This window comes from Leucobacter holotrichiae, from assembly GCF_055791005.1.
Genome location: NZ_JBVUAC010000007.1, coordinates 180972 through 205709, shown reverse-complemented (window position 1 = coordinate 205709; position 24738 = coordinate 180972). Strand labels below are relative to the sequence as shown.

General features: G+C 70.8%; 19 protein-coding genes and 1 tRNA gene. 13 read left to right on the top strand and 7 right to left on the bottom strand.

Annotated elements, in window-relative coordinates; genetic code table 11:
- Positions 1-337: 337 nt before the first annotated feature.
- The 3 genes from AC0KXF_RS10925 to AC0KXF_RS10915 form a co-directional block, all read right to left on the bottom strand.
- The gene (locus AC0KXF_RS10925) at positions 338-1024 is read right to left on the bottom strand and encodes a CE1759 family FMN reductase (protein ID WP_473109211.1); all 687 of its coding nucleotides are present in this window, start codon (positions 1022-1024) and stop codon (positions 338-340) included.
- Positions 1025-1067: 43 nt separating this feature from the next.
- Complete coding sequence (locus tag AC0KXF_RS10920) at positions 1068-1505, bottom strand: MarR family winged helix-turn-helix transcriptional regulator (RefSeq protein WP_473109210.1); 438 nt, start codon at positions 1503-1505, stop codon at positions 1068-1070.
- Positions 1506-1599: 94 nt separating this feature from the next.
- Positions 1600-2781, bottom strand: a complete 1182-nt coding sequence (locus AC0KXF_RS10915) for an LLM class flavin-dependent oxidoreductase (RefSeq protein WP_473109209.1) — start codon at positions 2779-2781, stop codon at positions 1600-1602.
- 178 nt (positions 2782-2959) lie between these two features.
- Here AC0KXF_RS10915 and AC0KXF_RS10910 point away from each other — a divergent pair, with 178 nt between their 5' ends.
- From AC0KXF_RS10910 to AC0KXF_RS10900, 3 genes are all read left to right on the top strand, one after another.
- The gene (locus tag AC0KXF_RS10910) at positions 2960-3790 is read left to right on the top strand and encodes an ATP-binding cassette domain-containing protein (RefSeq protein WP_473109208.1); all 831 of its coding nucleotides are present in this window, start codon (positions 2960-2962) and stop codon (positions 3788-3790) included.
- Between the two features lie 54 nt (positions 3791-3844).
- Positions 3845-6415, top strand: a complete 2571-nt coding sequence (locus tag AC0KXF_RS10905) for a YhgE/Pip family protein (RefSeq protein WP_473109207.1) — start codon at positions 3845-3847, stop codon at positions 6413-6415.
- 214 nt (positions 6416-6629) lie between these two features.
- A complete protein-coding gene (locus AC0KXF_RS10900) occupies positions 6630-7199 on the top strand; it encodes a TetR/AcrR family transcriptional regulator (protein WP_473109206.1) in 570 nt (189 codons plus the stop codon).
- A gap of 157 nt (positions 7200-7356) precedes the next feature.
- Here AC0KXF_RS10900 and AC0KXF_RS10895 read toward each other — a convergent pair whose 3' ends face one another.
- Both AC0KXF_RS10895 and AC0KXF_RS10890 read right to left on the bottom strand, forming a co-directional pair.
- On the bottom strand, positions 7357-8862 hold the full coding sequence (locus AC0KXF_RS10895; RefSeq protein WP_473109205.1) for a multicopper oxidase family protein: 1506 nt from the start codon (positions 8860-8862) through the stop codon (positions 7357-7359).
- Positions 8863-8909: 47 nt separating this feature from the next.
- Entirely contained in the window at positions 8910-9347 is a 438-nt protein-coding gene (locus AC0KXF_RS10890) for a hypothetical protein (protein ID WP_473109204.1), read from the bottom strand.
- A gap of 156 nt (positions 9348-9503) precedes the next feature.
- Here AC0KXF_RS10890 and AC0KXF_RS10885 point away from each other — a divergent pair, with 156 nt between their 5' ends.
- The 3 genes from AC0KXF_RS10885 (at position 9504) to AC0KXF_RS10875 (ending at position 11944) form a co-directional block, all read left to right on the top strand.
- Positions 9504-10643: a sensor histidine kinase gene (locus AC0KXF_RS10885; protein WP_473109203.1), complete on the top strand. Its 1140-nt coding sequence runs from the start codon at positions 9504-9506 to the stop codon at positions 10641-10643.
- Entirely contained in the window at positions 10640-11299 is a 660-nt protein-coding gene (locus tag AC0KXF_RS10880) for a response regulator (protein ID WP_473109202.1), read from the top strand. The genes AC0KXF_RS10885 and AC0KXF_RS10880 overlap by 4 nt, the downstream gene beginning before the upstream one ends.
- A 162-nt stretch (positions 11300-11461) precedes the next feature.
- Positions 11462-11944: a hypothetical protein gene (locus tag AC0KXF_RS10875; RefSeq protein ID WP_473109201.1), complete on the top strand. Its 483-nt coding sequence runs from the start codon at positions 11462-11464 to the stop codon at positions 11942-11944.
- A gap of 149 nt (positions 11945-12093) precedes the next feature.
- Here the strand turns inward: AC0KXF_RS10875 and AC0KXF_RS10870 are convergent, their stop codons facing one another.
- On the bottom strand, positions 12094-13296 hold the full coding sequence (locus AC0KXF_RS10870) for a pyridoxal phosphate-dependent aminotransferase (protein WP_473109200.1): 1203 nt from the start codon (positions 13294-13296) through the stop codon (positions 12094-12096).
- A gap of 224 nt (positions 13297-13520) precedes the next feature.
- Here AC0KXF_RS10870 and AC0KXF_RS10865 point away from each other — a divergent pair.
- The 3 genes from AC0KXF_RS10865 (at position 13521) to nusG (ending at position 14768) form a co-directional block, all read left to right on the top strand.
- A tRNA-Trp gene (locus AC0KXF_RS10865) sits at positions 13521-13596 on the top strand.
- 51 nt (positions 13597-13647) lie between these two features.
- A complete protein-coding gene (gene secE / locus AC0KXF_RS10860; protein ID WP_255572606.1) occupies positions 13648-13920 on the top strand; it encodes a preprotein translocase subunit SecE in 273 nt (90 codons plus the stop codon).
- A 47-nt stretch (positions 13921-13967) separates the two neighbouring features.
- Positions 13968-14768, top strand: a complete 801-nt coding sequence (gene nusG, locus AC0KXF_RS10855; protein ID WP_223042986.1) for a transcription termination/antitermination protein NusG — start codon at positions 13968-13970, stop codon at positions 14766-14768.
- A 134-nt stretch (positions 14769-14902) separates the two neighbouring features.
- Here nusG and AC0KXF_RS10850 read toward each other — a convergent pair whose 3' ends face one another.
- On the bottom strand, positions 14903-15724 hold the full coding sequence (locus AC0KXF_RS10850) for a DUF559 domain-containing protein (protein WP_473109199.1): 822 nt from the start codon (positions 15722-15724) through the stop codon (positions 14903-14905).
- Between the two features lie 369 nt (positions 15725-16093).
- Between AC0KXF_RS10850 and rplK the strand changes: the two genes are divergently transcribed.
- From rplK to AC0KXF_RS10830, 4 genes are all read left to right on the top strand, one after another.
- Positions 16094-16525 carry a 50S ribosomal protein L11 gene (gene rplK, locus AC0KXF_RS10845; protein ID WP_017884363.1) on the top strand — a complete coding sequence of 144 codons (432 nt, stop codon included), beginning with the start codon at positions 16094-16096 and terminating at the stop codon, positions 16523-16525.
- 12 nt (positions 16526-16537) lie between these two features.
- Entirely contained in the window at positions 16538-17227 is a 690-nt protein-coding gene (rplA, locus tag AC0KXF_RS10840; protein WP_473109198.1) for a 50S ribosomal protein L1, read from the top strand.
- Between the two features lie 127 nt (positions 17228-17354).
- Complete coding sequence (locus tag AC0KXF_RS10835) at positions 17355-18524, top strand: serine/threonine-protein kinase (RefSeq protein WP_473109197.1); 1170 nt, start codon at positions 17355-17357, stop codon at positions 18522-18524.
- A complete protein-coding gene (locus AC0KXF_RS10830) occupies positions 18524-24688 on the top strand; it encodes an Ig-like domain-containing protein (protein ID WP_473109196.1) in 6165 nt (2054 codons plus the stop codon). Before AC0KXF_RS10835 ends, AC0KXF_RS10830 begins: the two co-directional genes overlap by 1 nt.
- Positions 24689-24738: the final 50 nt, after the last annotated feature.

Below are 24738 nucleotides of genomic sequence, written 5' to 3'. Positions count from 1 at the left end.
TTTCCGTGTACGCCGCTGACTCCCCATACCCCTGCTCCTCACAATTCAGGGTGTTCACACGACCCCCTGAACCCGCCGCGGTGGAACACCCGCCTGAAGCAGGATCTCCTCACTGAGTCCGGGGCGGCCACAGGTCGGCCCGCTACCGTTTCTCCACGCCCGTCACGGGCAGCGCGTACTTCGTGCCGACCCCCGAGATGCTCGCGGCGCTCGGCGGGTGAGCGCACGGGCCTCGGCCTGCGGCTCGCGGCCCCGTGAGAGGTCGAAAAGGGCGCTGGATTCCCGGGGTGAGAGCCGTTATCGACCGCTCGCGCTACTCGGAGCGCACTCCGCGGCGCTAGCGTCCGCCGGTCGCCAGCCGCATGAGGTCGCTCTCGAGGTCGATCCCGACCTCGGTGCCGCCGGCGCTGCCGAAGGAGTGCTGGTACCCGGCCCAGGCCTCGCCGCGCACCGCGTCGCGGAAGCCGCCCGAGATCAGCGCCAGCAGCTCGGTCGCGGCGCGCTCGACCCGCTTGCCGAGATCGCCGCTGTTCCAGTCCTCGGGCGCGGCGAACAGGGAGGTGGGCACCGTCACGGTGCGCAGGTACGCGAACAGGCCGCGCAACTGGTCGTCGATCACGAGCGCGTGCCGAGAGCTGCCCGCGGTCGCGGCGAGCACGACGGGGGTGCCGATGAGCAGGTCGTTGTCGAGCACCTGGAAGAACGAGGTGAACAGGCCGCTCGGCCCGGCCTTGTAGACCGGCGTCGAGACGACGAGCGCGTCAGCGTCGCGCAGGGTGTCGCTCGCCTCCTGCAGCGCCGCGGATACGTGCTGCGAGACCAGCGCGGTGGTGATGTCCTGCGCGAGCGACCGCAGGTCGATGAACCTGATCTGCAGGGAGACCTCGTTCTGCTTCGCCAGCGCGGCCGCCTTGTCGGCGATCCTGCTCGCGAGCATCGAGGTGGTGGAAGGTTCGCTCGTGCCGGCGCTCACGACCGCGATGGTGCGGGTGCGCGGTTGTGCGATGTTCGGGGTCTGGAGCATGGGTTCCTCCGGTGAGGGTGGCTGGATGTGAGTAGTGGTGGGGCTAGGAGACGAGCTTGCGGCAGAGCGTTCGCAGCTCCCGCATCTCCTCCGGGGTGAGGGCGGCGCCGAGCTCGCGGCCGATGCTCTTCGCATGCGCGCGCCCGGTCTCCCGTTGCACGCGCGAGCCCTCCTCGGTGAGTGAGATGCGCACGGCGCGCCTGTCCTCGGGGTCGTTTTCGCGGTGCAGCAGGCCGCGCGCGACGAGCCGGTCGATCATGCGCGAGAGCGCCGGCTGGCTGAGCAGCACGCCGTCCTGGATCTGACAGAGCCGCAGGGGCCCGTCGCCCTTCGCGAGCGTGTAGAGCACGTCGTACTCGCGCATGGAGGCCTCGCTCCACATGCCCTCGCCCGCGAAGATCGCTGTGAGCCTCGCGTGCGCTGTCATGAGCGACTCCCAGGCCTCGTTGGCGAGCCTGAGGTCGACGCGGTCGGTGCTCATGGGGTCCTCCAGGTGGTGAGCGGGGTGGGGTGCGGGGCTGGGCGGATCAGCGCTGGGCGGGTGGTCAGTGCTGGGTGGATCAGCGCTCGGCGGGTCAGCGCAGCCCGAAGCTCGCGCCGGCGCTGTCGAGGTACGGCGATCCGCCCGTCACGTTATCACCGCGGTTGGCGCGCGGGCGCGGCTGCCGCGGGGCCTCGTCACCGTACTTGGCGCGCACGAGGCTCGCGTGGGTGGGAGCCGTCTCGGGCACCTCGGGATCGCGGAGCGCTGCGAGCTCTCGGCGCAGCACCGGCACGACCTCCTCGCCCAGCAGGTCGAGCTGTTCGAGCACGGTCTTGAGCGGCAGGCCGGCGTGATCGACGAGGAACATCTGGCGCTGGTAGTCGCCGAAGGTCTCGCGGAAGGTGAGGGTCTTGTCGATGATCTCCTGCGGGCTGCCGACGCTCAGCGGGGTCTGGCTCATGAAGTCCTCCATGCGCGGACCGTGACCGTAGACGGGGGCCTCGTTGAAGTAGGGGCGGAAGCCGTCGATCGCGTCCTGCGAGTTCTTCGCGATGAACGTCTGCCCGCCGAGGCCGACGATCGCCTGCTTCGCGGTGCCGTGGCCGTAGTGCTCGTAGCGCTCGCGGTAGAAATTGATGAGGCGCAGCGAGTGCTCCGAGGGCCAGAAGATGTGGTTCGCGAAGAAGCCGTCGCCGTAGTAGGCGGCCTGCTCGGCGATCTCGGGGGTGCGGATCGAGCCGTGCCACACGAACGGGGGCACATCGTCGAGCGGTCGCGGGGTGCTCGTGAAGCCCTGCAGCGAGGTGCGGAAGTTGCCCTCGTAATCGACCACGTCCTCGCGCCACAGCCGGTGCAGCAGGTTGTAGTTCTCGAGCGCGAGGGGGAGCGAGCTGCGGATGTCCTTGCCGAACCAGGGGTAGACGGGGGCGGTGTTGCCCCGGCCGAGCATGAGATCCATGCGGCCCCGGGAGAGGTGCTGCAGCATGGCGTACTCCTCGGCGATACGCACCGGGTCGTTCGTCGTGATGAGCGTGGTGCTCGTGCTGAGCTTCAGCCGCTCGGTCTGCCCGGCGATGTAGGCGAGGAACGTGGTGGGGCTCGACGAGAAGAACGGCGGGTTGTGGTGCTCGCCGATGGCGAAGACGTCGAGGCCCACCTCCTCGGCGTGCTTCGCGATGGTGGCGAGGCCCTGAATGCGCTCGGCCTCGCTGGGGGTCTTGCCGCTGACCGGGTCGCGGGTCACGTCGCTGACCGAGAAGATCCCGAACTCCATGGGGTGCTCCGTTCTGTTGTTGCGTCAATTATATGCGCTTGCATGTAAATCTAACGCGGCGGGGCGCAGGTTATTCCCGCCCTGTGCTGGGGCCTGTGGGATGGGGTGCGGGTGGGTTGACGTAGCGGGCTTGCAGATTTAGACTGACTAGTCAGTTCAAGAAATCACAGGAGGATCCGTGAGCACCATCGAAGCCACTGAGGAGCTCGGGAACGTGGAGATCGATATCGCGAAGGCCGGGATCGCCCAGCCGGGGGCCTGGGAAGACGAGACCGCCGACGCCTCCGTCGAGGCGGGCGCGGTCGCGCCGAGGCGCGGCTCACCCGTTCCCGCGGTCGAGCTGCGGGCCGCGCATGTGAGCGCTGCACGGGGCGCGGTCTTCGGCCCGCTCACTGCCACGAGCACGAACCCCGTGACGGTGGTGCTCGGAGCGCGGGGCAGCGGCCGCACCTCGCTGCTGCTCTCGATCGCGGGACGCATGAAGCTGAGCGGAGGATCCCTCGCGACACTCGGCGAGACGAAACTCTCGGAGATCCGGCGCATCACCGGCCTCGTCGGATTCGAGGACATCGACGCGCTCGAGCCGTCGGTGACGCTCGGCGCCACGCTGCGCGAGCGCCTCAGTTGGGCGTTGCCCTGGTACCGGCGCACGCCGCGCGTCACCCCCGAGCTCTCGGGCGAGCTGCTCGCAGAGGCGTTCGGCGAATTCGAGCAGCCGGATCCCGCCACCCTCGTGCGCGAACTGGGTCCGGCGGAGGAGATGCTCGTGCGCATCGCCCTCGCCCTCATCGAGGGGCCCGAGCTGCTCGTGGTCGACGACTTCGACGCGCTGCGCGATCCCGCCGAGCGCGCACTCGTCGCCGAGCGGCTGAGCAGCCTCGCGCGGCGGGGGATCCGCGTCGTCGTCGCGACCACCGACCCCGGCGACGCGGCCCTGTTCGCCTCCGCTGCCCCTGCTGCGACCCGAGGCAGCGCCTCGGACGCCGCCCCCACCGTCATCGAACTCTAACGACGCGGCCGCAGCCCGTTCCCCGCATCGGCGACCACCGCAGAAAGAAACACCATGTCACTGTTCACCCGCAGCACCGAGCTGAAGCGCTTCCGCGAGGGCACCCTGCCCAAGGTCGCGCTCGTGGTGCTCCTCGTCATCCCGCTCATCTACGGAGCGCTCTACCTGTGGGCGTTCTGGGCGCCCACCGACAACCTGAACAAGCTGCCCGTGGCGATCGTCAACCTCGACGAGCCGGCCGAGAAGCCCGACGGTGAGACGCTCGCCGCGGGCGACGATGTGATCGAGCAGCTCGAGGAGGGTAAGGATCTCGACTGGCAGCCCCTCGGTGCCGACGACGCGGCGGAGGCCGTGGGCGACGGCGACGTCTACTTCTCGGTGACGATCCCGAGCGACTTCTCGAGCACGCTCGCCGGTCTGCAGGACGATCCCAAGGCCGGCGAGATCGAGGTCGTCTACAACGACAACAACTCGTTCCTGGCTTCGACGCTCGGCAAGCAGGCCATGGTGCAACTGCGCGACGCTGTCGCGCAGACGGCCACGCAGACCACGGCCGAGCAGGTCATGGTGGGCGTCGAGAAGCTGAGCGACGGCACCCGCAAGGCGGCCGAGGCGGCGGAGACTCTCGACGGCGGTGCCACGAAGGTCGCTGACGGCAGCACGAAGCTCAGCGCGGGCCTCGGCGAGCTTGCCGACGGGACCGCGCAGATGGTCGCGCAGGCTCCCGCGCTCATCGACGGCACCCAGCAGCTGGCGGCGGGCGCCGGCGCGGCGCACGACGGCAGCGGGCGCCTGGCCGAGGGGCTCGACGAGGCGCGCGGCAAGAGCGCCCAGCTCGCGGCCGGTGCAGACCGGGTGAGCGGGGGCGCGAGCGAGCTCGCCGGCAAGTCGGGCGAACTCCGCGACGGCCTCGGAGCGCTGAAGGACGGCGCCGAGCAGGTCGCCGGCGGCGCCGCCTCCGTCGCGCAGGGGAGCTCGAAGCTGGCGGGCGGAGTCGATGAACTCGTCGAGCGGGCGAGCGCACTGCCCGCAGGCACCTCCGCCGCATCCCAGGGCGCCTCGCAGCTCGCGGCGGGCCTCGCCCAGCTCCAGGCCGAGGGCAGCGCTCCGCTCAGCTCCGGCGCGTCGACGCTCGCCGCCGGAGCAACGAGCCTGAACGACGGCGTGGCCCAGCTCGCCGACGGTTCTGCCGCGCTGAGCCCGGCGCTCGGGCAGGTCGCACAGCTCGCGGCGGCGAACCCCGAAATGACCCTCGCCCAGCTCGACGCGGCACTGCAGCAGCAGGGCTCCTCACTGCAGGCGCTCGCGGGCGGTGCTGCGGCGCTGCAGGACGGCGCTGCGGCCGCTCGAGACGGCGCCTCGCAGGTCTCTCAGGGGGCGAACGACCTCTCCGCGGGTGCGGCGTCGCTCGACTCGCAGCTGCAGAACGTCGCCGCGAAGAGCGGCGAGCTCTCGGCCGGAGTCGCCGAGCTCGATCAGGGCGCTGGCGCGCTCGTCGACGGTCTCGGCAAGCTGCAGGGCGCAGCGGGCGAGCTGAGCGCGGGGGCGACGCAGGTCGCCTCCGGATCCGGCACCCTCGCTGCCAAGAGCGGTGAGGCGCAGGCCGGCAGCGCCCAGCTCGCGGACGGCGCGTCGAAGCTGGCGGCCGGCACGGGCACGGTCGCCGAGGGGACGAACGCGCTCGCCTCCGGCGTCGGCACGGCCGCGGACGGCGCCGCCGTGCTCACCCGGGGCACCGGGGTGCTCGCCTCCGGCGCGGACCAGCTCGCGTCGGGCGCGGGGAAGCTCGCCGATGGAGCGTCGAAGCTCGACGCCGGCGCTCAGCAGGCGAGCGAGAAGTCGGGCGAGCTCGCGAAGGGCGCCGAGCAGGTGAGCGAGGGATCCGGAACTTTCGCCCAGCAGCTCGCCGAGGGCGCCGACGAGGCACCCGAATTCTCCGAGGGACAGGGGGATCGCATCGCCGAGACCATGGCGGCCCCCGTGCAGCTCGCCGAGCACACCGAGAACGAGGTGCAGGGCTTCGGCGAGGGCTTCGCCCCGTTCTTCATCGCACTGGCCTCGTTCGTGGGGGCGCTCATCACCTGGCTGATCCTGCGCCCGCTGCCGCGTCGCCCGCTCGCCTCGAACGTCTCGGGGCTGCGATCGGTGCTCACCGGCTTCTGGCCCGCCGCGCTGATCGGCGTCGGGCAGGTGGCGATCATGATGGCCGTGCTGGTGTTCGGAATCGGGATGCGTCCCGCGCACTGGATGGGCATGACGGCGTTCATGCTGCTCGTCACCCTCGCCTTCCTGGCGCTGCAGCAGATGTTCATCGCGCTGCTCGGCACGGCGACGGGGCGCGTGGTGAGCCTCGTGCTGCTCATGCTGATGCTGTCGTCGTCGGGCGGCACCTACCCGGTCGAGACGACGCCAGCCTTCTTCCAGGCGCTGCACCCCTTCATGCCGGCCTCGTACGTGGTCGAGGGGCTGCGTCAGCTGATCGGCGGCGGGATCGACGCCCGGTTCTGGGGATCGCTGCTCGTGATGGCGGGTGTGCTCGTCGGGTCGCTCGCGATCAGCGCGATCGCCGCGCGCCGCCAGAAGGTGTGGACGATCAAGCGGCTGCATCCGAGCCTTGCAATCTGAAAGGGCCATTTCTGGCCCGTGCCGGCTAACCCGGCGTTCCAACCCGCCGCACCGGAGTCACACCCCGTGCAGCACCGATCTGCCCAGGAACACATCGAAACCGCCGAATCGGTGTGCTTTTGGGCAGATCGGTGCAGTTAGGGCGGCCGGTTCAGCTGGGCGGCTGCGCGCACGAGTTGATCCGGGAACAGCGCGAACGCGAGAGGATAGACCCATGGCACGGGTGAACACGAAGCAGCTCATCACCGAGGCGGCGGTGCGCATCGCCGCGCAGCACGGGATCAGCGGCGCCTCGATGGACCAGATCGCCGAGGCGGCCGGTGTCGCCAAGGGCAGCCTCTACTACAACTTCCCGTCCAAGGACGCGATTTTCGAGCAGGTGATGCGCGACGGCTTCGAGCGCCTCGCCGCGGCCATCGACGAGGCGCGCGCCCGAGCCGAAGGCGATCCCGAGCTGCTGCCCCGTGCGGTCGCGGCCGCAACCCTCGAAACCCTGCGCGGCAACCTCGATCTCGCCAAGCTCATGGCGTCCGAGGTGTTCCGCACCGACCGGGCGTGGGCCGGGGCCATGGAGCTCGCCCGCTCCTCGGTGGTGGTGCGCTTCCGCGACGTGCTGCGCGAGGCGGAGGCCGCGAGGGGAGGATCGCGCTCCTCCGACGACATCACCGAGATCGCGGGGGCGGCCTACTTCGGGGCGCTCGCGGGAGCGTGCCTCGACTGGTTGCTCTTCCGCCGGGACCAGAGCGTCGACCAGGTGCTCGACCAGGTGCTGCGCGGGTACTGAGTTCGGTCGCTGCACGGATTCCGCTCCCCGCGTCTGTCGAAGCGCGCGGGGCGGTCCTGTGCGCGGCCCTTTCGAGATACGGATCTCGCACGTGGATCCGCGGATCCCCATGCGAGATCCGTATCTCGGCCCCGAGCACTGAGCCGCAGGCCGCGGCTCAGTGCTCGCCATCCCCGCCATGCTCGCCATGCCCGCCGCCGGGGAGCTCGCTCGGCTCGGGCTCGCCCCGCTCGACGACCACGAACTGGCCCATCATGCCCTCGTCCTCGTGGAGCAGCATGTGGCAGTGGTACATGTATGGGTGCTCGGGATCGGCGTAGTCCTCGAATCGCATGAGCAGCCGGTAGCGGCGCCCGGGCTCGAGATAGATCGTGTCCTTGCGCCCGGCCAGGTCGGGCGGGGGCAGCGAACCGTCGATCGTGAGCACGCGGAACTGCACGTCGTGGATGTGGAAGCTGTGCGGGATCGGCTGGGAGCTGCGCACCTCCCACACCTCGGTGTCTCCGAGGTGCACGACCTCGTCGATGCGATTCATGTCCATGCGCTCGCCGTTGATCTCGCGGTCGTTCAGCTCGAACTCGCGCGTGCGCACGGAGTCCTCCTCGTGCAGCGCGTCGTCGGCGGCGTGCACGGAAGCGGCCCACCGCGGCTCGGGCGACGGCTCGAGGCGATCCGCCGCCCGCAGTTCGAGCACGTCGAAGGCGTCGCCGCCGCCCATCGCCCCGGGCACCGCGACCCCGCCGAGATCGACCTCCAGCGAGCGCAGCCGCGCGGTCTCGCCGGCCTCCAGCCGCACCACGACCTCGGCCCGCTCGCCGGGAGCGAGCCGCAGCTGCTCGAGCGCGACCGGCCGCTCGAGCAGCCCGCCGTCGCCCGCGATCATAGTGAGTTCCCGGCCGGGCACCGAGAACTGATAGGTGCGGGCGGTGGAGCCGTTGAGCAGCCGCAGGCGGACCCGCTCGTGCCGCACCTCGTGATAGGCGCCCACGGTGCCGTTGACGAGGATCGTGTCGCCGAGCTCGCCCGGCTCGGCACCGTCCCGCTCGTGCACGAACCGCCCGTCGCTGTCGAAGGAGCGATCCTGCACGATGACCGGCACGTCGTCGATGCCGTACTCCCGGGGCAGATCCGCGGCGGCCGAAGCATCGTCGTCGAGGATGAACATGCCTGCGAGCCCCTGCAGCACGTGCGTCTCCGTGGCGCCGTGCGGGTGCGGGTGGTACCAGAGCGTCGCCGCCGCCTGATCCACCGTCCACTCCGGTCGCCATGCACCGCCGGCCGCGACCTCCTGGTGCGGCCCGCCGTCCATCGCGGCGGGCAGGTGCATGCCGTGCCAGTGCACGCTGGTCGCCTCGTCCAGGTGGTTGCGCACCTCGACGGCCACCCGTTCGCCGCGCTCGGCGCGCAGCGTCGGGCCCAGGAAATCGCCGTCGAAACCGCGGGTCGGGGTGAGCACCCCGGGATCCGTGGCCGGGGCGAAGGAACGCTCGCCCTCCTGAGCGGTGAGCGAGAACACCCGCACGCCGTCCTCGACGCGGGAGGGTGCGAGCGGCGGGATGGCGAGCGGCTGCGCGAACTCCCGCTCGACGACGGGCTGGACGGGGGAACCGAGGATCGGGATCGAGCCGCACCCCGAGAGGGCGAGCGCCGCGATCAACACCACTGTTCCACCTAGCGCGCATGACGAGCGCCGGATCCTCCGTCCGGACCTCATCGCCGGCCCTTGTCGATCGCGGCCTGCACGCCCCAGGCCGCGAGCCCGGCGAGCGCACCCCATCCCGCCTGCATCGCGAGCGAGACCGGCAGAGCCCAGACGGGTGCTCCGCCGCCGAAGACGTAGGCGAGCGCGTGCGACAGCAACCCCGCTCCGAGTCCTGTGAGGGTGAGCGTGAGCACGGGGCGGGGGAAGCGGCCGAAGCCGACGACCCCGACCCAGCTCACCGCGATGATCGTGAGGATCACCGCGGCACGACCGAAGCCGCGCGGCACGCCGGTGAGCTCGGCGAGCGGCCAGAGCAGGGCGAGCGCCGACAGCCCGGCGATGAGGGGCCAGTTGAGGCGTTTCTGAGCCTCAGGATCGGGGGCGATGGGACGCTGGGCGTCGGGATCCGGGGCGGGCTGGGGATGGGAAGGGAACTGCTGATGCATGCTTCCAGCCTCGCCGTGCCAACCCCGCGCCGCATCGGCCCGTGGGCGCGATCGCGGTCGTCCCGAGGCGACACCTCGAGTCGCTCCTGGGCGACGGAAGAGGCGGATCGACCCCTGAGGGGCGCGCCGGATGCATCCGGTGCATAGGCTGACATCATGGACTCCGATCTGACGCGGTTGCGCTCCCACTTCGTGGAGACGGTATTCGCGTGCGTCGCCGTGCTCGTCCTCTGCACGGTCGTCCTCGCCGCGGGCGGGAGGGGCGCCTCGCCCGGCGCGTTCCTCGCGGTCGCGGGCTTCGCGGCGCTCACCGCGCTCGGTGCACGGTTGCCGCGCACGGCACTGGCGCTCACGATCCTCGGCATCTTCGGGTACTACGCCGCGGGGTTCCCGCCGCTCGGCATGGTGCTGCCCGCGACGGGCACGCTCTACCTCGCGGCGGCGAGGGGCCGCGCCCCATGGGCAGTCGGTGGAGCGGCCGTGCTCCTCGCGGTAGCCACCTACTACCGGGTGGCCGACGAGGATCCCGCGGCCGGGTTCACGGGCTACGAGTACGTGACCGAGGTGGCCCTTGCCGCCGCGGCCATCGCGCTCGGGGCGGCGACGCGGTCGGCGCGCGAGCGCCAGCGGCAGGCGGCGCGGATCGCGGAGCTGGTCGCGGCCGAGCAGGCGCACCTGGCCGAGCAGCGCATGGCCGAACAGCGGATCAGTATCGCGCGCGAGCTGCACGACACCGTGGGGCACCGGCTGACGGTGGTCTCGCTGCACGCCTCGGTGGCGTCTGAAGCGCTGGGCCCGGACGGGGATTCGGCGGTGCGGGAGGCGCTGGTGCGCGTCGGGGAGGCGAACTCGGAGGCGCTGAGGGAGCTGCGCACCGCGGTGAGACTCCTGCGCAGGGAGCCCGACGGCCCGGATCCGCTCGGCGTCGCCGCACTCGTGCGCACCGCCGAGGCGGCGGGACTGCGTGTCGAGTCCGAAGTCGATGCTGCTGCGGGGGAGCTGAGGCCCGAGCTCATCGAGATCGCCGGGCGCATCCTGACCGAGGCCACTACGAACGCCCTGCGGCACGCGCAGGCCCTGTCGCTGCGGATCATGGCGCGCATCTCCGAGGGGGCGCTCTGCCTCGAGGTCGCGGACGACGGAGCGGGCGCGGCGGCGAACGCCGAGGCATCGGGATCAGGGATCGCCGGCATGCGCGAGCGCGCCGAACTCGTCGGGGGTTCGCTCGGCGTGCGCACGGCGCCGGGGTCGGGGTTCACGGTGCTCGCGCGACTCCCACTGGAGGAGGACTCGTGATCGAGGTCGTGCTCGCGGACGACCAGGAACTGGTGCGCGCCGGTCTGCGGGTGCTCGTCGAGCGAGACGGCGACATCGCCGTGGCCGGCGAAGCGGTGAACGGGCGCGAGGCGGTTCGCCTGGTCCGGGAGCTGCGGCCGGATCTCGTGCTCATGGACCTCAGCATGCCCGTGATGGGCGGCGTCGAGGCGACGGAGGCGATCGCGACGGATCCCGCGCTCTCGGGCACACGGGTGCTCGTGCTGACCACCTTCGACGACGATGCGGAGCTGTTCGCCGCGATCCGATCCGGAGCCGCGGGCTACCTGCTCAAGGACCTCTCGCCGATCGAGTTGCGAGCCGCGATCCGCACCGTCGCTGCCGGCGGTTCCCTGCTTGACCCGGCAGTGACGGCGCGTGTGATGCGGGCGGCGGCGCCGGCGGTTCCGGCGACCGAATTGCCGGCGGGTCTCGGCGAGCGGGAGACAGAGGTGCTCGCGCTCGTGGGGCGGGGTCTCACGAATGATGAGATCGCGCGCGAGCTGTTCCTGAGCCCCGCGACCGCGCGCACCTACGTGAGCCGCCTGCTCGCGAAGCTCGGCGCTCGGGACCGGGCCGCGCTGATCGTGCTCGCCTACGAGACAGGTCTCGTGCGCCCCGGGCGCGCCGAGGGGTGAGGCTTCTGTCTCATCCCGACGGATTCCCCCGTGCGGCGGAGCCGTGATCCCGATCTCATTCCGGCGGCGGATCCGCCCCGCTCACCGCCTCAATAGCCTGGAACGCAGGGGCGGAAGCCATGCCCGGCCCGCACGCACGACACCGGAACCAGGGAGCACGAGATGATCGAACAACTGCAGGAATTCGCGGCCGGCTTCCCGGAGTGGGCGCAGTGGTTGGCGGTCGCGCTCGTCTCCATGATCCCGTTCGTCGAGTCGTACTTCGGATCGGTGATCGGCGTCGCGATCGGCCTCCACCCGGTCGTCGCCGTCGTGGCCGCCGTCGCCGGCAACGCCGTCTCCATGCTCGTCTTCGTTCTGAGCGTGCATGCGACCCGACGCAAGGTGCGTGAGACGCGGGGCACCGCCGACGTCGAGGCAAGTCCGAAGCGGCAACGGCTGAAGCGCATGTTCGACCGCTTCGGGGTTCCCGGGGTCTCGCTGCTCGGGCAGACGCTGCTGCCGAGCCAGATCACCTCGGCGGCGATGGTCGGCTTCGGGGCGTCGAAGAACGCCGTGATCGGGTGGCAGATCGTGTCGATCGTTCTCTGGGGAGCCCTCTTCGGGTGCCTCTCCTACTTCGGGATCGAGCTGCTGCTGCGCTGAGGCGCACAAGACGAGGAGGCGGGCAGGATCACGCGATCCTACCCGCCTCCTTAGTGCGTCGGTGTATCAGTGCACGAGCCGCGCCCGGCCCCGGGTGGATCCTCCGACTCCTGAGCCCGCTCAGGAGTCGGAGGGTCGCAGACGATCCTCTACTCGCTCAGCAGCACCTGGATGCGACGCACGCCCTCGACGAGCGCCTCATCGCCGAGCGCGTAGCTGAATCGCAGGTAGCCGCTCGGGCCGAAGGCCTCGCCGGGAACCGCGGCGACCTCGGCCTCCGAGAGGATCAGATCGGCGAGCTCGAGCGACGTGGTCGGCGTGACTCCGCGGATCTCGCGACCCAGCGCACCGGTGACATCGACATAGGCGTAGAACGCGCCCTCGGGGGTGGGGCAGTTGAAACCGGGAACGCGGTTCAGCTCCTCGACGATGAGCTTGCGGCGGCGGTCGAAGGCGAGGCGCATCTGCTCGATCGGCTCCTGGGGGCCGTTCAGGGCGGCGATGGCCGCACGCTGGGCGATGTTGTTCACATTCGAGCAGAGGTGCGACTGCAGGTTCGCGGCGCCCTTCATGATGTCGGCGGGGCCGACCATCCAGCCGAGGCGCCAGCCGGTCATCGCGTAGGTCTTAGCGACCCCGTTCACGAGGATCGCGCGATCCTGCAGAGCGGGCACGGCCTCGACGATCGAGACAGCGCGCACCCCGTCATACACCAGGTTCTGGTAGATCTCGTCGGCGACGACCCACAGCCCGTTCGCCTCGGCCCACTCGCCGATCGCGCGCGTCTCCTCGGGGGAGTAGACGGCGCCCGTCGGGTTGGAGGGCGAGACGAACAGCAGCACCTTGGTGCGCTCGGTGCGGGCGGCCTCGAGCTGCTCGACGGTCACCTTGTAGCCCTGATCGGCGCCGGCGAACACCTCGACGGGCACACCGTCGGCGAGCTGGATCGCCTCGGGGTAGGTGGTCCAGTACGGCGCGGGCACGAGCACCTCGTCGCCCGGATCGAGCAGCACCTGGAACGACTGGTAGACCGCCTGCTTGCCGCCGTTCGTGACGATGACCTGGCCGGCGGGCACCTCCCAGCCGGAGTCGCGCGCGGTCTTCGCGGCGATCGCCTCGCGCAGCTCGGGCAAGCCCGTAGCGGCTGTGTAGCGGAAGTTCTTCGGGTCGTCGAGGGCGGCGCGTGCGGCGTCGACGATGTGCGCCGGCGTGGCGAAATCAGGCTCGCCTGCGGCGTAGCTGATCACGGGCCGGCCCTCGGCCTGCAGGGCCTTGGCCTTCGCGTCGACCTTGAGGGTCGCGGACTCGGCGATGGCGGCGATCTTCTTCGAGAGACGGGAGATGTTGGTCACCTGTCCAGACTACCGGCTGCGGCACCCCACCGGTGTGTTTCGGAGGGCGATCCCAGGGGTGTTTCGGAGAGTGATCTCAGGGGCGGGGCGCGTGATCGTGGAGCCGATGCTCGGGGAGCCGGTTCGACAAGCCGGGCCGGATCGCGTAGAGTGATCCACGGTGATTGACTTTCGCCATAATTTTTCATGCCCTCAGGGCGGAAGGCGAAAGTCGTGATATCCATAGGGCGGTGGCGCAATTGGTAGCGCAGCGGTCTCCAAAACCGCAGGTTGCAGGTTCGAGTCCTGTCCGCCCTGCCAGATCCCGATCGGTGCTCGCGCACTGGCCGGGAGAGTTGAAAGGACATGCGAGTGAGCAGTGAAGTCGAGGAGAGCGGCGGCGGTCTGGTCGAGCGCGCCAAGGCCGACCGCGCTGCGAAGCGCAACTGGTTCAGTCGGATCTTCCTGTTCATCCAGCAGGTGATCGGCGAGCTGAAGAAGGTCGTCACGCCGACCCGCAAGGAGCTCGTCAACTTCACCCTCGTGGTGATCGCGTTCGTGCTGATCATGATGGCCCTCGTGTGGGTGCTCGACCAGGCGTTCGGCTGGGTGACCGTCTTCATCTTCGGCACGCCGCTCGCCTGACGGTCGAGCGTCCGATCCCGAATCCCGAGCAAGGAAAGCAAGAACAGATGACGAGCGAGAACAACAACCCCGAGGCCGAGCTCGACGCGGCGCTCGATGCGCTGGTGCAGTCGACCGACCCGGTCGCCGACGCCGCGGTGGAGGATGCGCTCGACATCGACAGCGCCGAGGAGGCGGCTGCGGCCGCCAGCGCGATCGTCGACGAGGAGGTCGAGGAGGAGACCGAGGCCGCCGAGGATCCCTACAAGGCCTTCAAGAAGGATCTGCGTCGTCGCCCGGGCAAGTGGTTTGTGATCCACACCTACGCCGGATACGAGCGCAAGGTGAAGTCGAACCTCTGGAACCGCCGCGAGACCATGGGCGCCGTGGATGACATCTACGAGATCCAGGTCCCCATGGAAGAGGTCATGGAGGTCAAGAACGGCCAGCGCAAGATGGTGACGCGCGTGCGCATCCCCGGCTACGTGCTCGTTCGTATGAACCTCAACGAGACCACCTGGTCGGTCGTGCGTCACACCCCCGGTGTGACCGGCTTCGTGGGCAACGCCCACAACCCGGTGCCGCTGCGCCTCAACGAGGCGTTCGAGATGCTCAAGAGCACCGTCGAGTTCGAGCCGGCCGCCGCCGCCAAGGGTAAGGCCGCGGCCAACGCCGCCGCTCAGGGCAACGTCGAGATCGACTTCGAGATCGGCGAGACCATCACCATCAAGTCGGGCTCCTTCGAGGGTCTGCCCGGCACGATCAGCGAGATCAACCCCGCGGCGGGCAAGCTCACGGTGCTCGTCTCGCTCTTCGAGCGCGAGACCCCGGTCGAGCTCAGCTTCGACCAGGTCACCAAGATGGTCTGATCCTCCCTCTTCGAACGCCCCGCATTCTCTCCAGAAGCGCGGGGCGTTCGCGCGTTCAGGCGCAGATCTGCCGTGCAGCACACCGAAATCGCAAATTTGGTGTGCCGCACGGCAGATCTGCGCTGTGCGGCCGGTCATCGTGCTCGGTGGAGCCCGCGGGCGACGGCATCGAGCACGAGATCCTCTACCTCATGCCAACGATGGACGACCTGTTGGTAGCTGATGCGGATCACGTGGTACCCGCGTGTGCCGAGGTGGGCGTCGTGTACGTTGTCGGCGTCTCGCTGGGCACCCGTGTGTGTGAGGCCGTCGATCTGGACGATCAGGCGATCCCCGATCCGAATGTCCACCCGGTGACCGTGCGCGTGCGATTGCTGTCGGATCGGCAGCCTCAGCCAGCCGAAGCGGGTGCGGAAGAGCGTTTCCAACCCGGAATCGGCGAACGGCGTGCACTCGTCGAGCAGCGCGCGGGAGGCCCCTCGCAGCGGTAGCGTTGAGAGCGCGGGGTGGTCGATCAGTCCTTTCTGGAGCGCGGAGTCCCATACTGCAAGGGCCGCATCGTGCGGTTGGCAGTGGGCGACGTGATCGAGCACGTTCTCGATCCGGTCCATAAGCGTGCCGGGCGGACGCAGGATCAGTGGACGTCGCCAGTGCACGACCCCGACTTCGGGCGCGACGTGCGCTCCGGGCTTCGCGCCGACGTGGAACTCGCGGTGCTCGAGTACCCAGAGCCCCAGACGCTTGGCCTGGGTCACGCAGGTGAGCACGACGCCGTGTCGGGCGGCCGATAGGAGGTCGGGGTCTGCGTCGCGCAGGGCGATCCACCCGCGCCGCGGGCGAGTGACGCGGCCCTCGGCGACGGCTCGGCCGACCCGGTGCTTCGAGTGCCCGAGACGGAGGATTTCGCGAGTCGGGGCGACGCCGTGCGACCGCTGGAGGTCGTATTCGATGCTCATGCGTGCCAGCCTGCTTGATCGGACGGTCGACTGTGGTCGAATAAGGGGCGAATGTGGACAACTCGGCGCGATCTGGGTCGAAGGCCGAGCTGTGGGCGGAGTAGTCGTGGTGGTCAGGCGCACAGACCTGCCTTGAAACACATGGAATACGCGATTTCGGTGTGCAGGAAGGCAGATCTGTGCGCCGAGAGCGGGGCGGTGAGGCGACGCGGGCACAGGTGCGGAACCGGCGCGGATCGGGTAGACTTACCTGGTTTGCGTCTTCGCGCGCCCTGTGCGCGATCCTCGCAGACACGCACCGCATCCCGGACCGGCCGGGACGGCGGGAGAGCGCGCGCAACCGCGCGGGCTCGAGGAAAGGAAACAATCATGGCAAAGGCCAAGAAGGTTACCGGTCTGATCAAGCTTCAGATCGCGGCCGGCGCAGCCAACCCGGCGCCCCCCGTGGGCCCCGCGCTGGGTCAGCACGGCGTCAACATCATGGAGTTCTGCAAGGCCTACAATGCGGCCACGGAATCCCAGCGCGGCAACATCGTGCCCGTCGAGATCACGGTCTACGAGGATCGCTCGTTCACCTTCGTGCTCAAGACGCCTCCGGCGGCTGAGCTGCTGAAGAAGGCCGCGGGCGTGCAGAAGGGCTCCGGCACCCCGCACACCGTCAAGGTGGCGAAGGTCACCGCCGAGCAGGTCCGCGCGATCGCCGAGCAGAAGCAGGCCGATCTCAACGCGAACGACCTCGACGCAGCATCGAAGATCATCGCCGGCACCGCCCGTTCCATGGGCATCACGGTCGAAGGCTAAGGGGTAGGACACATGGCACAGAAGTCGAAGGCGTACCGCGCCGCTGCCGAGAAGATCCAGGCAGGCAAGTTCTACACTCCCGCCGAGGCCGTCGCCCTGGCGAAGGAGACCGGTTCCACCAAGACCGACTCGACCGTCGAGGTCGCCGTCAAGCTCGGTGTGGATCCCCGCAAGGCCGACCAGATGGTGCGCGGCACCGTCAACCTCCCCCACGGCACCGGTAAGACCGCGCGCGTCATCGTGTTCGCGGTCGGCGCTGCCGCTGAGGCCGCCATCGCCGCGGGTGCCGACGAGGTCGGCGGCGACGAGCTGATCGAGAAGGTGGCCGCAGGCTACACCGACTTCGATTCGGCTGTCGCGACCCCCGAGCTCATGGGCAAGGTCGGCCGTCTGGGTAAGGTGCTGGGCCCCCGTGGCCTCATGCCGAACCCCAAGACCGGCACCGTCACCCCCAACACGGCGAAGGCCGTCGAGGACATCAAGGGCGGCAAGATCGAGTTCCGCGTCGACAAGCACGCCAACGTGCACTTCATCGTCGGCAAGGCCTCGTTCTCGGCCGAGCAGCTCACCGACAACATCACCTCGGTGCTCGACGAGATCTCGCGTCTCAAGCCGTCGTCGGCCAAGGGCAAGTACGTGCAGAAGGGCGCCGTTTCGACGACCTTCGGCCCGGGCATCCCGCTCGACGTTTCGGGCCTGTAAGCGATTCGGCCGAGGCCGGTAGAACAGCACGAACGGCCCTCCCCCGACACCTGTCGGCGGGAGGGCCGTTCGTGCTTTAGCATTGGGGATATGTTCTCGCGGGCCGTCTCCTCCGTCGCGATCGGCGATGCCTGAGGCGGCAGCGGCGAAACCCCCGCTCATCTCGGGTTTCAACTATGTTCGCCCGCTGGGATCCGGCGGGTTCGCCCAGGTCTACCAGTACGAGCAGGACATGCCGCGCCGCGTGGTCGCGGTGAAGGTGCTGACGGGGAGCGCGTCGCTGGCGGCGTCCGTCGAGGACCGGCTGGCGTTCGACGCGGAAGCGGACGCGATGGCGCGTCTGTCGAGCCACCCGTCGATCGTCTCGATCTTCGCGGCGAGTATCTCCAGCGATGGTCGGCCCTACATCGCGATGGAGTTCTGCCCCGAATCCTTCCGCCACCGCGACGGCGGCCGCCCGATCCCGCTTGACCAGGTCATCGACGCCGGGGTGCGCCTGGCAGGTGCGCTGGAGACCGCGCATCGGGCCGGCATTCTGCACCGTGACATCAAACCGTCGAACGTGCTGCTGGCCACGACCGGGCGACCGGTGCTCGCGGACTTCGGGATCGTGTCCCTGCGCGGGCAGATGCGGGGCGCGGGCACGAGCGAGGCGATGTCGATCCCGTGGGCCGCCCCCGAGGTGATCGATCGGTCGACCGCCGGCACGGTGGCGAGCGAGGTGTGGTCGCTCGCGGCGACGCTCTACACGTTCGCGGCGGGCCGCTCGCCGTTCGCGCGGGATGACGGCGTGAAGGACTCGCGCAAGTCGATGAGCGATCGGATCATGCGGGCGAGATACCGGCCCGTGCCCGGTGCGCAGGGTTACGAGGCGTTCGACGGCGTGATGGCGGCCGCGCTTTCGAAGCGTCCGGAGCAGCGGTTCGCGACGATGCAGCAGTTCGGCGAGGCGCTGCAGCAGTTGCAGCGCCTGTACGGCTACGACGTGACGCCGCTCGATGTGGTGCGCCCGGAGTGGGTGCCGCCGGTCGCTTCGTCTCCGGCGGCGCACAGCCCGGTTGCGCCCAGCCCGGCGGCGCAGGGCACGGCGCACAGCCCGGTACTACGCGGCCCCGTGGTGTCGCGGGTGCAGGCCGACGGCCGGGCGAGCAGGCGCGCCGAGATGGAGCGCGAGCGCGCGGTCTCCGACGGGAGCAGCCGGGGAGGGGCGCTGCGGCCGGCGCTCATCGGGGCGGCCTCGGCTGCGGGGGTGCTGCTGCTGGCGGCCGCGCTGTTCAGTGTGCTTGGCGGTAGGTGATGGCTCGGAGGGAACGTGCGCAGCGGAGACCGCCGGGAGCGCAGAGCCGCCGCTCGCGCTTGCTGACCTGGGTCTCGGGCGTCTCTGCGCTGGCGGTGCTGGCGACGATCGCGGTGGTCGCCGCGGGGTACGACGCGCGCGAGACGCCGCGCGAGGAGCCCTCGGTCTGGGCGATGCGGAGTTCGGGCCAGTACGCCCGTGTGAATACGCTGACCGCCGAGATCGATACGGTGCGACGCGTCGATGAGCCGAGCGGCGTGATCCAGGCCGGGGCGCGGGGCGCGGTGCTGAGCCACGGCGACGGCAGGGTCTGGCCGATCGATCCCGCGATGCCGCGCGATCTCGTCGAGGATGCCGGAGCCGATGGCGGTCAGGAGAGCGCCGAGACTGTCCTCTCCGGGGCGGAGGGCTCGGGACCGGACGCGGATCCGGGATCGGACGCGGATTCAGGGCCCGCATCCGGCGAGGTGCCGTCGGCGATGCGCGCTCCCGACGGCACCCGCGACACCGTCGTCGCCGGCGACGCGGTGCTTTTCAGAACCGACGACGGGGAGGTCTTCCTCTCGCGCTTCGCCGGTGAGGGCGGGGTGATCACGGATCCGATGCTGCTCGATCCCTCAGCCGATCCGGCCGAGGGCGACGCCGGCGACGGGCGGGGCGGTCAGACCGATGCCGCGACCGACGACGCCGCGGGATCGCGGTTCGCGGCGGACGCGGCCGCGCTCGACGCGGACGGGCGTCTCGTGATGTTCTCGGCGGAGGCCGGCGAACTGCGCTGGTACGACGTGAAGCTCGGCCGTTTCACGGAGACGGAGGAGGCGCCGGCCGCCGTGGGAGAGGGGGCCCAGCTCGCGATCGTGGCGGGCGACTGGGTGCTGTTCGACGCCGAGTCGGGCCGGTTGTGGCGCGAGGGTTCGGGGCGACCGGTCGAGTTCGGGGTCGTCGGCGACGCCATGCTGCAGGCATCGAGCACGGCGGGCGCGAGTACGGCCGGTGCGAGCCCGGGGCGTGCCGAAGGTGCGGGCCGGGCGGGCTCGGAGGCGCTCGTCGCCGATGGATCCGGTCTGTGGAGCGTGTCGGAGCAGGGTGCCGAGCGCGTCGCCGAGGCGGCCGGGGTGCCGACGCAGCCGATGCAGGTGGGGGCGGATCGCTATGCCGCCTGGCTCGGCCCGAGCGGCGCGAGCCTGTGGTCGTCGGCCGAGGGGCTGAGGCCTCTCGATCTCGACGGCGCGGTCGAGCTGCCGGGGCAGCCCGATCCGGTGTTCCGCTCGAACGGCACGAGCGGGCTGCTCTCGGAGCAGAGCACGGGCATGATGTGGACGCTGCCGGAGGGACGCCTGATCCCGATCGAGCAGTGGTCGCTCGTCGAGCCGCCCAAGGAACGCAGCGGCACCGTCGTGGTCGCCGACGCGACCGAGCAGGAGCCGCCGGTCGCGGTCGCCGACTCGTTCGGCGTGCGCGCGGGCGAGCCGACTCAGCTGTCCGTGCTGCTCAACGACTACGACCCGAACCGCAAGGACGTGCTGACGATCGTGCCCGACGGTCTCGGCGACGATCTGACACCCGAGTTCGGCGCGGTGTCTCTGCTGCCCGACGGCCAGTCGATCGTGGTCCATCCGGCTGCGGAGGCGGTCGGATCGGCGACGTTCTCGTACCGGATCACGGACGGCGTGCACGTCTCCGAACCGGCGACCGTCGCGCTGACGGTCGCCGACCCCGACGCGAACTCCGCCCCGCAGTGGTGCCCGGTCGAGGGCTGCCAGCGGGAGTGGCCGAGTCCGGAGCTCGCGCCGGGCGGCACGCTCGTGCTGCCGGGGCTCGAGGGCTGGGTGGACCCCGAGGGTGACCCGATGATGCTCGAGAGCGCCCGCGCGGTGAATGCTGAGGATCCGGTGCGCGTGCTCGTCTCGGGCGATGGCCGCCTCGCGCTGCGCCACTCGGACCCGAATGCCGCCGACGGTGACGTCGCGGTGCGGGTGCGGGTGGCCGATGCCCGCGGCGACGCGACAGAGCGGGACCTGGTCGTGCAGATCCGCTCGGGCGCCAGCGCCGAGATGGGCTCCATCGCGAGCACGGCCGTGGTGGGCGAGCCCGCGGTGGTGCGCCCGCTGAGTCGCATCACGGGCGGTTCGGGATCCTTCGCACTCACGGACGCGCGCGTGCAGAGCGGCAGCGCGGACGTCGGCGTGAACGTCGCCGCGGGAACGATCGAGGTGACCGCGAGCCAGCAGGGTGCGATCCTCGTGGCGATCACGGCGCGGGACACGGGCACGGACGCCGAGATCACGGGGATGCTGCGGGTCACCGCACTCGAGTCGCGCCCCGAACTCGGGCTGCCGCCGCTCAGGGCGTTCGTGCGACCGCTCGCGGATACGACGATCGACGTGCTCGATGCGGTGCCGGGGGCGAACTCCCGGGCGCTGATCGTGAACGCGGCGACGGTGGTCGACGGCGAGCTGAGCGCGGATGTGCTGGATCACGCGCAGGTGCGGGTCTCGGGCAGCACCCCCGACGGCGCGGCAGGCAGGATCGGCTCCGCAGATATCGCGGTCGAGGAGGGCGGTCGGGTGGCGATGGCGCGGCTGACCGTCTTCCAGGTGCCCGAGACGAGCGAGGGCGGCGCGATCGCGGTCGCCGACAGCATCACGGTGCGGGCGGGCGCGGTCGCAGACATCCCCGTGCTCGACAACGATGTCGCGCCGCCCGGGCAGCGGCTCGTGCTGCACCCGCAGATCGGCGGTTCGGGGACGAAGGGCGAACTCGCCTTCGCCTCGGGCAACGTGCTGCGGTATCTGGCTCCGAGTGATCCGGGCACCTACACGCTCACCTACACGGGCTACGGTGCGAGCACCCCCGAGGCGAGCGACGTCGGCGAGGTGCGCGTGACGGTGCTGCCGCGCGAGGGCAACCGGGATCCGCAGCCCGCGCCGCTCACGGTGCGTCTCGCGCCCGGGGAGCGCAGCACGGTGCGGGTGCCGCTCTCGGGTGTCGATCCCGACGGGGATCGCGTGCGGCTCGTGGGCGTCGAGGCGACGGAGGGGGCGCAGGTGACGGCCTCGGTGGTGTCGAGGTCGGCGGCCGTGCAGGTCGAGGCGTCGGCGGGTGCGCAGCCGGGCGTCGAGATGCTCGGTTACACGGTGCGCGACGAGTTCGGCGGCGAGGCCGAGGGCCGGCTGCGCGTGATCCTGGTGGCGGAGACCGGCGGATCCCGAGCCCCCGTCGCCTTCAGTGACTACGTGCGCATGACGAAGGGGGCGGCGAACCCCGCGGTGGTGCGGCCGCTCGACAACGATGCCGACCCGGCCGGCGGCAGGCTCGAGCTCGTCGAGGTGGTGCCGAACGTGCCCGGCGGTGAGGGTTCCGAGCTGTATCGCGATCTGCAGCAGCGGCTCGACCTGTCGCAGATGGAGGAGGGCCGGGTGGTGGTGCGGGCCGGCGACGAGATCGGCACGGTCTCGTACCGGTACACGGTCCGCTCGACCGAGTCGTCGAGCACCGCGGACGGGCTGATCGTGGTGCAGGTCTCGTCGAGGGTGGGCCAGCAGGCGCCGGTCGTGCAGGACACGGTGCTGTCGGCGCGCGACCGCGTCGAGCTGGAGCGCGGGGGCGTCGACGTCGTGACCGACCGGGTGCGGTGGGCCGCGGGCGACCCGAGTGAGTTGCGGCTCTCGATCTGGGGGAGCGCAGAGGATCGCTTCTCGGTGGGCGGCTCGCGCATCTCGGGCGAGTACCGGGCCGAGGGCGATCTCGTACCGTTCGAGCTCGCCGGCGAGGACGCGAGCGGTGCAGAGGTGCGGAGCTTCGGCTTCCTGGTGGTCCCGCCGCTCGACGAACTGCGGCTCACCCTGAAACCGGGTATCGGTCCGCTGAGCGTCGACGAGGGCGAGTCGGTCGACGCGCGGCTCGCCGACCTGGTGGATCTCGCGAGCGGCGACCGCGCGGAGTTCCGCGTCGGCGCGTTCCCCGTGCGGAGGGATCAGGCATCCTGCGAGGCGACGAGCGCCGCGAGCCTGCGCTACACGGCGGGCGAGGACGGCCCCTGGGGCGATAGCTGCCTGATCTCGGTGAAGCTGGTCGAGCAGCGCGCGTGGACGCAGCTGGCGGTGCCGGTGCAGATCGTGCCGGATGAGCCGGTCGCCGAGCTCGAGCCCCTCACGAGAACCGTCGCGCCCGGAGCGTCGCAGACGATCGACCTCACCGACATGGTGCGCTGGCAGGGAGGCCGCGAGGGCGACCTCGGGAGCCTGCGGTTCTCTGTGAGCGGGGGCGGAGACCGTTTCGAGGTGCAGCAGAGGGGGTCGCAGCTCGAGGTGGAGGCCCGCGCCGACGCCGTGCCCGGCCGCGAGGATGCGCTCGTCGTGAGCGTGGCGGGCGGCGAGGGGAGCAGCGCCCCGCTCGCACTGCGCGTGGGCACTGCCGCGAAGGACTCGCCGCGAGGGGCCTCGGTGGCGCTGAACTGCACCGTCGGATCGGCCTGCGGGGCGCAGCTGATCGGCGCACCCGGCGAGCATGACCCCTTCGCGGGCAAGAAGGGCGGCGGTCTGAAGCTCGAATCGATCGATGGGAGCGGCTGCGCGGTAGCCTCGCTGCGGATCTCCGGCGACGGTGTGAGCGCGAGCTGGCCGCGCGGCGACGGCGGCCCCGGCGGCGAGTGCACCGCCGTCTACACCGTGAGCGATGCTCAGGGGCGCACCGGTCAGGGGCGCATCGAACTCGACGCGCGGGGCGTTCCGCGCGCGCCGGTCGGGGTCGCGCCCCTGAGCGCCGACGGCAGCAGCGTCGCGCTCTCCGTGCGGCTGAGCGGCGAGGCATCGCATCCCGCCGTGACCGGCGTGGAACTGCTGACCGGCGGGGGCGAGCCGGTCGGCAGCTGCTCGCTCGCGGGCAGTCAGGCCACCTGCACGGTCTCGGGTCTCGAGCCCGGGGAGCGGCGCACCTACTTCGCGCGGGCCGTGAACGAGGTGGGCGCGTCGGAGCGGAGCGCGGGTGGGGCGCAGACCTGGGCGTACGTGCCCCCGGCTCCGCCCTCCATCACCGCCGAGGCCGTGGAGTGGCCCGAGAACACCCGCTCGGACCGCGGCCGCGTCCGAGCGACGATCGGCGAGAGCCGCGCCGCGGTGCGCGTGCTCACGATCGACGGAGTCGAGACGCCGATCGCGGGCGACGGCGTCTACGAGCTTTCCGCGGGACAGCCGCACGTCCTCAGAGTCGTCGCCGCCGACCGGCCGGGGATGATCCCGCCCGGCTACACGGGGCAGGACGGGGGGCGCGGCGCGGCGAACTCCGCGAAGGTCACGCCGGTCGGGGCGCCGGCGGCGCCCCGGAGCGCGCTGCTGACCGCGACGGGGGCGAATGAGACAGGGTGGCTGTTCGATACCGCGGGGTTCGAGCGGGGCGGCGGCGATGAACTCGTGTTCGACTTCGGTCTGCAGGAGGGGCGCACCGCCCCCGACTGCACCGGATCGACGAAGAGCGGCGACCGGCTTCCCCCGTTCACGTACTTCACGGGCGCGGTCTGCGCGAGCAACAGCTTCGGCCGCACCGCCGCTATCGGCACGAACTCCATCTTCACCGGTGGCGCGGTACCCGCTCCGAACGAAGCCCGGTACACCATCAGCTCCGTTCCGAGCCCGGCGAACTCCGAGACCTCGGTGACGTACGGGGCCGTCGCCCCTGACGAGACCGCCATGGTCACGGTCGAGGGCGGCACCATCGTCTGGGACGTGCCCGTCTCGGAGGTCACGCCGAGCCGTCCCGATGCGCGCGCGCGGCAGTGCGTCGACGGCGGAAACCGCTGCTCCGTCGACGCGGCCACCGTGGGCCCGCCGCGGGGCAAGACCCCCTTCACCGTCTCCTGGAAGGGCGGCGGATGCATCGATCCGGCATCCGACCCGAGCCGGTGGGGTTCGCGCTTCTCGATCGACGGCAAGCCCGGGGCGACACCCTCCTATTCGCTGTCGGGCACCAACGACGTGCTGGTGAGCTGGTCGACCGACTACGAGCCGGCGATCTTCACCGGCAAGGTCTGCGATCCGCCGCCGGATCCGGGCGGGTCCGACGCCGGGTCCGATGCCGGATCAGACGCCGGGTCCGATGCCGGATCGGACGCCGGAGCCGAGGGCGGTGGAGCCGACACCGGCGGCGAACCGCGGGGCGATCCCTGATCCGCGATCCCGATCCCCCTCCCCGTACCAGCTAACGCCGTGACCAGAAG